At 66.1% G+C, this 9,086-nt stretch carries 10 protein-coding genes; 2 read left to right on the top strand and 8 right to left on the bottom strand.

Annotation, left to right across the window (positions count from 1 at the left end; all coding sequences use genetic code 11):
* Positions 1-157: 157 nt before the first annotated feature.
* The 6 genes from rlmB to ACFUTU_RS20795 all read right to left on the bottom strand — a co-directional run bounded on the left by rlmB (position 158) and on the right by ACFUTU_RS20795 (position 5,177).
* Positions 158-1,153: a 23S rRNA (guanosine(2251)-2'-O)-methyltransferase RlmB gene (gene rlmB, locus ACFUTU_RS20770; RefSeq protein WP_377967776.1), complete on the bottom strand. Its 996-nt coding sequence runs from the start codon at positions 1,151-1,153 to the stop codon at positions 158-160.
* 90 nt (positions 1,154-1,243) lie between these two features.
* Positions 1,244-2,698 carry a cysteine--tRNA ligase gene (gene cysS, locus ACFUTU_RS20775; protein ID WP_377967778.1) on the bottom strand — a complete coding sequence of 485 codons (1,455 nt, stop codon included), beginning with the start codon at positions 2,696-2,698 and terminating at the stop codon, positions 1,244-1,246.
* Between the two features lie 32 nt (positions 2,699-2,730).
* Positions 2,731-3,057 carry a hypothetical protein gene (locus ACFUTU_RS20780; protein ID WP_377967780.1) on the bottom strand — a complete coding sequence of 109 codons (327 nt, stop codon included), beginning with the start codon at positions 3,055-3,057 and terminating at the stop codon, positions 2,731-2,733.
* A gap of 156 nt (positions 3,058-3,213) precedes the next feature.
* On the bottom strand, positions 3,214-3,741 hold the full coding sequence (gene ispF / locus ACFUTU_RS20785; protein WP_377967782.1) for a 2-C-methyl-D-erythritol 2,4-cyclodiphosphate synthase: 528 nt from the start codon (positions 3,739-3,741) through the stop codon (positions 3,214-3,216).
* A gap of 23 nt (positions 3,742-3,764) precedes the next feature.
* Positions 3,765-4,547: a 2-C-methyl-D-erythritol 4-phosphate cytidylyltransferase gene (gene ispD / locus ACFUTU_RS20790; RefSeq protein WP_377967784.1), complete on the bottom strand. Its 783-nt coding sequence runs from the start codon at positions 4,545-4,547 to the stop codon at positions 3,765-3,767.
* 147 nt (positions 4,548-4,694) lie between these two features.
* Positions 4,695-5,177 carry a CarD family transcriptional regulator gene (locus ACFUTU_RS20795; RefSeq protein ID WP_003801164.1) on the bottom strand — a complete coding sequence of 161 codons (483 nt, stop codon included), beginning with the start codon at positions 5,175-5,177 and terminating at the stop codon, positions 4,695-4,697.
* Positions 5,178-5,502: 325 nt separating this feature from the next.
* On the opposite strand from ACFUTU_RS20795, the gene ACFUTU_RS20800 reads away from it, so the two are divergent.
* On the top strand, positions 5,503-6,087 hold the full coding sequence (locus ACFUTU_RS20800) for a hypothetical protein (protein ID WP_377967786.1): 585 nt from the start codon (positions 5,503-5,505) through the stop codon (positions 6,085-6,087).
* 84 nt (positions 6,088-6,171) lie between these two features.
* On the opposite strand, the gene ACFUTU_RS20805 is transcribed toward ACFUTU_RS20800, so the two are convergent.
* Both ACFUTU_RS20805 and ACFUTU_RS20810 read right to left on the bottom strand, forming a co-directional pair.
* Entirely contained in the window at positions 6,172-6,852 is a 681-nt protein-coding gene (locus ACFUTU_RS20805) for a response regulator transcription factor (RefSeq protein ID WP_003801167.1), read from the bottom strand.
* Positions 6,849-8,096, bottom strand: coding sequence for a sensor histidine kinase (locus ACFUTU_RS20810; protein ID WP_377967788.1), 1,248 nt, complete (start codon positions 8,094-8,096; stop codon positions 6,849-6,851). Before ACFUTU_RS20810 ends, ACFUTU_RS20805 begins: the two co-directional genes overlap by 4 nt.
* 203 nt (positions 8,097-8,299) lie before the next feature.
* Between ACFUTU_RS20810 and phoU the strand changes: the two genes are divergently transcribed.
* Positions 8,300-8,962, top strand: a complete 663-nt coding sequence (gene phoU / locus ACFUTU_RS20815) for a phosphate signaling complex protein PhoU (protein ID WP_190604700.1) — start codon at positions 8,300-8,302, stop codon at positions 8,960-8,962.
* Positions 8,963-9,086: the final 124 nt, after the last annotated feature.

Genomic DNA, 9,086 nt, shown 5'->3' on the forward strand with positions numbered 1-9,086 from the left:
CAGACGTGAAGGAGCGTTTGCCGTTTCCCTGCGAAAGCTGAGGAAGCGTTGCGGCTATACCTGCGAAAGCTGAGGAAGCGTTGCGGCTATACCTGCGAAAGCTGAGGAAGGATTGCGGACAGCGGGGCGCAAGAGGCTCGGCAGCGGGCCGGGCTGATTACTTGGCGGCGCGCTGGCGGGAGACCTCGTAGAGGGAGATGCCGACGGCCATGGAGGCGTTCAGGGATTCCATGGCGGAGTCGATCGGGATCGAAACGATCTGGTCGCAGTTCTCCCGGACGAGGCGGCTCAGGCCCTTGCCCTCGGAGCCGACCACGATGCAGACCGGTTCGGTGGCGAGGGTGAGGTCCGGCAGCGACACGTCGCCGTCGCCGTCGAGCCCCAGGACGAACACGCCCATGTCCTTGAACTGCTTCAGGGCGTTGTTCAGGTTGGAGGCCCGGGCCACCGGGACGCGGACGGCCGCGCCGGCGCTGGTCTTCCATGCTGCTGCCGTGACACCGACGGAGCGGCGTTCGGGGACGATGACACCGTGGCCGCTGAACGCCGAGACGGAACGGATGATGGCGCCGAGGTTGCGGGGGTCGGTGATGCCGTCGAGGGCAACGAAGAGGGGCGCGTTGGCAATGTGCCCCTTCTTCCAGCCGGACACCGTCTCTTCGGCCAGCTCGTAGGCGTCCTGGTACTCGTACGGCGGGATCTGCAGCACAAGCCCCTGGTGGACGGCGTCGTCGGTCATCCGGTCCAGTTCGGGCTTGCCGGTTTCCAGTAGCGGGATGCCCCGTTCAACGGCGATCTTCAGGGATTCCTTGACGCGGTCGTCCATCTCGATGCGGATGGCCACGTGCAGCGCCTTGGCCGGAATGCCGGCACGCAGCGCCTCGACGACGGAGTTGCGGCCGGTGACGACCTCTTCAGTGGCGCGGCCCTTCGGGCCGGAGCGGGCGCCGGCGCTGCGGGCGCCGCTGCCTGACCGCTTGGCTGCGGATCGCTCGGCGAGCTGCTTGTTCTTGTATGCCTTGTGGTACGGGCGGTCTTCGGCTTTGGGGGTTGGCCCCTTGCCCTCGAGTGCCTTGCGGCCGTGGCCACCGGTTCCGGTGGTGGGGCCCTTCTTGTTCTTGCGGATTGCGCCCGGGCGACCGTTGTTGGCCATGATTCCACCTTGTTTGTATTGGGTAAGTCTGCACTCCAGTCTACTGACTGGCGTTAAATCGTTGACCGGGAAGCCCGGCGCCCGCGAAGGCTAGCCGCGCTGCAGGCTCCAGGTGGCACCGTCGGCATTGTCCTCCACGAGGATGCCGGCGGCAGCAAGGGTGTCCCGGATGGCGTCCGAAGCAGCCCAGTCCTTCCTGGAACGGGCTTCGGCGCGGGCTGCGAGTTGCGCCTCGATGAGCGTTCCCAATGCGCTGGTGGCCTGGTCATCGACGGCCGGCTGCGCGGCGGCGCTGATTCCCAGGACGCGCAGCATGTCGGTCACGGCGGCCAGCGCCTGCCGCGCCGCCGCCAGGTCGCCGCCGGTGAGTGCCGAGTTTCCGGCGCGGACGGTGTCGTGCAGTACCGCGAGTGCCTGCGGCACGTTGAGGTCGTCGTCCATTGCCGCGGCGAACCCGTCCGGTACAGTGCCGTGGCTGCCCACCAGCAGGGCGCCGTCGGAGGACAGTGCCCTGACGGCACGGGCGATGAATCCGTCAATGCGTTCGACGGCGGCCGTGGCCTCCTGCAGCGACGTGGGTTGGTAGTCCAGCACCGAGCGGTACTGCGCCTGGCCCAGGTAGTAACGGACCACGCGGGGCGGCGCGAGCTCCAGCATCTCCGCCGGGCTGATCGTGTTGCCGACGGACTTGGACATTTTTTCGCCCTGGTACGTGACCATGCCGTTGTGCATCCAGAAGTTCGCGAAGCCGTGGCCCGCCGCCTGGGACTGTGCCATCTCGTTTTCGTGGTGCGGGAAGCGCAGGTCAAGGCCGCCGCCGTGGATATCGAACTCGGTCCCGAGGTACTTGGTGACCATCGCGGAGCATTCGAGGTGCCAGCCCGGACGGCCGGCGCCCCACGGCGAAACCCAGCTCGCCGTCGTCGGCTCCCCCTCCTTGTGGCCCTTCCACAGCGCAAAGTCGCGGGGGTCCTTCTTGCCGCGGGGGTCCGCGTCCGCGGCCCCCTGCATGTCGTCGATTTTCTGCCGCGTCAGGGCGCCGTACTTGTTCCAGGAGCGCACATCGAAGTAGACGTCACCGGAGCCGTCGAGGGCAGGGTAGGCGTGGCCGCGGTCGATCAGCAGCTGGATCAGGGCGTGCATCTCCGGGATGTGGCCCGTTGCCCGCGGCTCATAGGTGGGCCGGGAGACGCCGAGGGTGTCATAGGCCTTGAGGAACTCCTGCTCGTACCGGTAGGCCAGCGCCCACCATTCCTCCTCCGGCACGGAACCGGGCTCCTGCTCGAAATCCGGGTGGAAGGAGGCCTCGGACTTGGCGAGGATCTTGTCGTCGATGTCGGTGACGTTCCGGACCACGGTGACGCGGAAGCCGCGGTACTCGAGCCAGCGGGTGAGCTGGTCGAAAGCGATGGCGGAGCGGATGTGCCCGACGTGGGGCATGCCCTGCACCGTGGCACCGCAGTAATACAGGCTTACCTTGCCCGGTACCAGGGGGACGAAGTCGCGGACTTCGGCGGATGCAGTGTCGTAAAAGCGCAGGGTCACCGCTCCAGATTAGCCGATGCCAATGTCCCCGTTTACCTGCAGACCTCGCCGATCCGGTTGTTCTGCCTGGCGAGTTCAGCCGTCTGCTCGGAGCTCTTGGTCCCCAGCGAGGTGCTCGCCACCTGCTTCATGATGTCGGCCATCTTCTGGATGGGATCGGCAACGTCCTGGGCCACCTTGTCGGCGACCTCCTGGTAGTGCTTGGCGATCTGGTCGGCCTGCTGCTGCTGGTTGCCCGTGGGCTTGAACGTGTCACCCTGCAGGAACTTGCAGCTCTCCTCCACGCTCATGCGGGGGCTGCCGGCACAGCCGGCCAGAAGCATCCCTGCAATCACGACGGCGGGAAGCAACTTTTTCACGGCGGATCTCCTGGGATTGCGGTACTGGTGCTTATTCCAGCGTAGGCGATGGGGCCGGACGGCCGGACACCGGCGGTGCCGGAGGGCCGCGGCGACGCTACGCAGCAGGGCGACGCTGCGCAGCAGGGCGACGCCCTGCAGCAGGACGGCCCGGTCCTAACCGGCGGGGTAAACGAGGGCTGTGGCCACGGCGGAGATGCCTTCGCCGCGACCGGTAAAGCCGAGGCCGTCACTGGTGGTGGCGGTGACGCTGACCGGGGCACCCGCGGCCTCGGTCAGGACGCGCTGGGACTCTTCCCGGCGCGGGCCGAACTTGGGCCGGTTGCCCACGAACTGCACAGCGACGTTGCCGATCTCATACCCGGCTGCACGTACGATGCGGGCGGCTTCGGCCAGCAGCGTGACTCCGGAGGCACCGGCGAATTCGGGCCGGTCCGTGCCGAAGTGCGTTCCAAGGTCGCCGATGCCGCACGCGGAGAACAGCGCGTCGGCTGCGGCGTGCGCCACGGGATCGCCGTCGGAATGCCCGGCAAGGCCCCGCTCCCCCTCCCAGAACAGCCCGCCCAGCCAAAGCGGCTGCGGGTCGCTGTCCGGGGCAAAGGCGTGCACATCGATGCCGATGCCGGTCCGCGGCAGGAGCACCGGGGCCGGGGAAGCGTTGCCGGTCGGATTCGTGTGGTTCATCGGGCCTTCCGTCATGTGGTTTATCAGCCTTCCACCCAGCGGGCCCCGAGCGGCCCCTCAAGCAGACCCTCCGCGATGATGAGGTCCAGGGGCGTGGTGATTTTCAGGGACTGGCTGGCGCCGCGGACGGCGTGCACCGGCACGCCGAGCAGCTCCACCAGCATGGCGTCGTCGGTAACCGCTGCTGACTGGCGCTCATCGAAGCCTGCGGCTGCCTCGTGCGCCTGCCGGAGCGTGGACAGCTTGAAGCCCTGCGGCGTCTGCACTGCCCGGAGCTCCTCGCGGGGCGCTGTTCCGGTGACCAGTTCGGGAGCGATGCTTGTGGCCTGCCCCTCGGTGGCGGCGACCGTCTTGACGGTGTCCACCACCGGCATCACCGGAATCACCGCGTCGGCGCCGGCGGTCAGGGCCTGCGCAACACGGTGGAAGACGTGCTCCGGGGTCAGGGCGCGGGCGGCGTCGTGGACCAAAACCGCCTCGGTGCCGTCCTCCACGGCGGCCAAAGCGGACCGCACGGAATCCGCCCGGGAGGCACCGCCGTCGACCATTGTCAGGAGCGGGCCGCCGTCCACCAGCTCCACGCGGAAGTCCTCGCAGAGCCGGCGCAGCTCCTCATCGCCGGCCGGCAGCGCGATGCAGACCTGGCTGGCGATGCCTGCCGCGACGATCCCCCGGAGCGCATGCATCAGTATCGGTTCACCGCCCAACGGCACAGCCGCCTTCGGCATGCCATAACCCAGCCTCTGCCCGGAACCTGCGGCGACAAGGATCACGGCGGTCACGGGGCGCTTGGGTGCACTGTTCATGCGCTCTAGCCTACGTGCCTGCAGCATCCCCCTCCATCACCCGCCCGCCGGGGACTGTGTGGCTACTGCCGGCCGGGTTTGGGCAAGAAGAAACCCCGGCGGCACTCTGCCACCGGGGTTCAATTCTTGTCAGGAAGCTCCTGCTGCTTAAGAAGCCAGGACCTCGTCGAGAACGCTGGCAGCCTTCTCTTCGTCGGTCTTTTCAGCCAAAGCCAATTCTGAGATCAGAATCTGCCGGGCCTTGGCCAGCATTCGCTTCTCGCCTGCGGAAAGGCCCCGGTCGTGATCACGGCGCCACAGGTCGCGGACGACCTCTGCAACCTTGATGACGTCACCGGAAGCAAGCTTCTCCAGATTTGCCTTGTAACGACGCGACCAGTTGGTGGGCTCCTCAGTGAACTCGGCACGAAGCACATCAAACACGTGCTCCAAACCGTCTTTGCCCACTACGTCGCGTACCCCAACGAGGTCAACGTTCTCTGCTGGAACTTCAATGGTCAGATCACCCTGAGCCACCTTGAGCTTGAGATACATCTTCTCTTCGCCCTTAACAGTGCGCATCTTGATCTCTTCAATTTTTGCTGCACCGTGGTGAGGGTAAACTACTGTCTCGCCGACCTCAAAAACCATGTGGACTTTCCCCTTTCCCGCAGACCAGTTTATCACGATTAAGGCATATCTCTGGCATGGATACGGGCCGGGAAGCCCGTAATTCCGCGGAAAATGGCCGAAATCGGCCGCTCAGACCCCTTGACGAACGCGAACAATAGTGCATCGCATGCACGCCCACAAGCGTTACGCGCGGGTAGTTGGAGACCCCGCTGAACGGCACAGGGGCCGGCCGGGACGGCGCGGAAGTGCCGGTCATGTGGCGGGCACGAATCCTTGTTTGACCCTGATTGCCGATAGGCTATGCCTGAAAACTGTTCCAAAGACTTTTCTAGGAGTGCGTGACGTGCGTTTCACTGCGACGAACCGGGGCCAGAGCGGCAAGATGGCAATGGCGGCAGCCGCCCTGAGCATCGGCCTGCTGGCCCTGACGGGCTGCGGCTACGTCAACGCCCAGCAGACCTCCCACCAGTACGCCGCCTCCGATGGAACCCGTGCCGATGTCGGGCCGGTCCAGCTCCGGAACATGCTCATCGTTTCCGCCGGCGAGCAGCAGCCGGGCCGCGTCATTGGCGCCGTCTACAACTCCTCTTCAAACGACGTGAAGGTCACCCTCAAAGGAGCCGAAGGCGCACAGACCGAGATTCCCGTCAAGAAGAACTCCTACACGCTGCTGAACCAGTCCACGGACGCAGCCATCCTGAGCACCTCCGGCGGCAAGGCCGGATCACTGGTGGACGTCCAGGTCACGGAAAGCGGCACCAACGTCAACAAGACCGTGAAGGTCCCCGTCGTGGACGGCACCCTGAAGGAATACGTGGCCTACCTGCCCGGCGGCGCCCCCAGCGAGTCCCCCACCCCGAGCCAGACGGCAACCCCGGCCGAGACCGGCACGCACGGCGAATCCGCCACGCCCGCCGAAGGCCACTAACAGCGCGGCAGCACGAAGAAGGAGGGGTTCCCGGCCGGGAACCCCTCCTTCTTCGTTGGTGGCGGCCTTACCTGGTGGCTGTGTCTACGGTTCGAACTTGTAGCCGAGCCCCCGCACGGTGACCAGATACCGTGGCAGGGAGGGATCCGGTTCGATCTTGCTGCGCAGCCGCTTCACGTGGACGTCGAGGGTTTTGGTGTCACCCACGTAGTCGGATCCCCATACCCTGTCGATCAGCTGGCCCCGGGTCAGGACGCGGCCCGAGTTGCGCAGCAGCATCTCCAGCAGTTCAAACTCCTTCAGCGGCAGCGACACCTGTTCGCCGTCGACACTTACCACGTGCCGTTCGATGTCCATCCGCACGGGGCCGGCGTGCACGGTGGAGGAGATCAGTTCCTCCGGCTCGCCCTGGCGGCGCAGCACCGCGCGGACACGGGCCACGAGCTCCCGTGAGGAATAGGGCTTGGTGACGTAGTCGTCCGCGCCCAGCTCCAGGCCCACCACCTTGTCGATCTCGGTGTCCTTGGCGGTCAGCATGATGACCGGAACGGTGGAACGCTGCCGCAGCTGCCGGCAGACCTCGGTGCCGGACTGGCCCGGCAGCTGCAGGTCGAGCAGCACGAGGTCCGCCCCGTTGCGGTCGAATTCGGTGATGGCGTCGAGGCCGTTGTCCACGACCTCCACTTCGAACCCTTCCTTGCCCAGAAGGTAGGACAGGGGATCGCTGAATGACTCCTCATCCTCGACAATAAGAATCCTGCTCAAGCGTTAGCTCCTCGCTCGTGGACGCCCGCGGCGTCGTGTGGTTCCTTGGCCTGGTGCGGCCCGTCGGGCTGGCCCTGTGGTAAGGCGGCGGCCAGCGCGTTGGCTTGCTGGGCGGAATCCTCTTCCTGCCCTTCCATCTCCGGCAGCCGGAGGGTGAACGTGGATCCCTGCCCGGGCTGGGACCAGAGGGTGACTTCCCCGCCGTGGTTGGAAACAACGTGCTTGACGATGCTCAGGCCCAGTCCGGTTCCGCCGGTATGGCGGGACCGGGCGGCATCCACACGGTAGAAACGCTCGAATACCCGTTCCTGGTCCTCGGGCGAGAGGCCTTCGCCCTGGTCCGTCACCGAGACCGAAACCAGGCCTTCCCTGGAGCGCACGCCGATGCCCACGCGGGTGTTCTCCGGCGAATAACGGATCGCGTTGTCGATGAGGTTGCGCAGGGCCGTGACCAGCAGGTCCCGGTCGCCGTAGACCTTCGCCTCGGCCCGGCCGCCGATGACGATCTGGATGTTCTTGCTCTCTGCGGGCAGCTGCGACCGGTCCACCGCTTCGGAAATGACGTCGTTGATGTCCACGGGGTGGCCCTGCTGCGCCACGTTCGCCCCCTGCAGGCGGGAGAGTTCAATGATGTCCTGCACCAGCGCGGCGAGGCGTGCCGACTCCTTGTGCATGCGCTTCGCGAAGCGGCGCACGGCCTCCTCGTCGTCCGCCGACGATTCCAGCGCTTCGGCCAGCAGGGAGATGGCGCCCACCGGGGTTTTCAGTTCGTGGGACACGTTGGCCACGAAGTCGTTGCGGATCTCTTCGGTCCGGGTGATCTCGGTGCGGTCGTCGGCCAGCAGGACGATATATTCCTCGCCGAGCATTGCCGCCCGGACCTGCACGATGATGGTCCCCTGGCCGAGCGGCCCCCGGGGCAGTTCCAGCTGGCGCTCCAGGATCACGCCGTCGCGCCGCACGTTGGCTGTCATGTCCAGGAGCTCGCGGTGCACCACGGTGTGGCCCCGCACCAGCCCGTACGCGTAGGCCGCCGGGCTGGCCCGGACAACGCCGTCGATCGCGTCCACCACCACGAACGCCTGCCCGACGACGGCCAGGACCTCCGCGGAGCCCGGCGGCAGCGCCGGCTCGTCGTATTCAATGTCCACGAGCTCGCGCTGCTTCTCGCTGGCACGGAAGGCGAGCACGCCAAAGACGCCGAACGACAGGCCCAGCAGGCCGGCGATGACACCTAAGAGCATTGGATCCACGCCTCCAGCTTATGCTTCCGCCAAGGCCCGATATCCGATAACCGGCCCATGCGGCAGGGATTCAGCTAACGTTCATCTTGAGATGTGCAACAGTTCACCAAGCACTGGAAGAGTGTGCGGTTGGACTGCCGGAACGGTGACACGAAATTCTGACCGCCGCGGCGGGGCGGAGTTTCCGAGGAAAGGACGCCTGCGTGCGCAAGGTTTTTCAGGAGGAGCTGGCCCACGTGGGCGAGGACCTCATCGAGATTTCAAAGCTGGTCAGTGAAGCGATCGGCAAGGCAACCACGTCGTTCGAAAGTGCCGACGTCGATCTGGCCCAGGACGTCATTGCCGCGGACGCGAGGATCGACTTCCTGCAGAACAGCCTCGACGAGCGCGCCATCGACATCCTCGCCCTGCAGGGCCCCGTGGCCAGCGACCTGCGCATGATCGTCGGCTCCCTGCGCATGAGCGCCTCCCTGGAGCGCATGGGCGATCTGGCCCGGCACATCGCCCAGCTCGCCCGGCTGCGGTTCCCCGCCATGGTGATCCCGGAATCGCTGACCGGGACCTTCAAGAGCTTCGCCGAGCAGGACATCGAGATCGCGAACAAGCTGACCCAGCTGCTGGAGACGCGCGACCTTGAGGTGGCCCGCGACATCCTCAAGGCCAACTCCGCGGTGAACGATCTTCACCTCAGCGTCTTCAAGGCAATTGCCCGCCCGGACTGGCAGGAATCCCCGGCCACCACCGTGGATGTGGCGCTGGCCAGCCGCTACTTCGAACGCTTCGCTGACCATGGCGTGTCCGTGGCGCAGAAGGTCACGTACCTCGTGACCGGCGCGTGGCACCCGAACAGCATCGAGCACGGCTAGGCACCCTGCCGGCGGGAGTTTTTGTCCACTTATTGGCCCCTGAAGGTGCGTTTGGGGCCAATATCTGTACAAAAACTCCAAAGATTTAAACGGACGACGCCGGCTGGTCACCTGAGGTGACCGG

This window comes from Arthrobacter sp. NPDC057388 (genome assembly GCF_042668165.1).
Classification (GTDB): domain Bacteria; phylum Actinomycetota; class Actinomycetes; order Actinomycetales; family Micrococcaceae; genus Arthrobacter.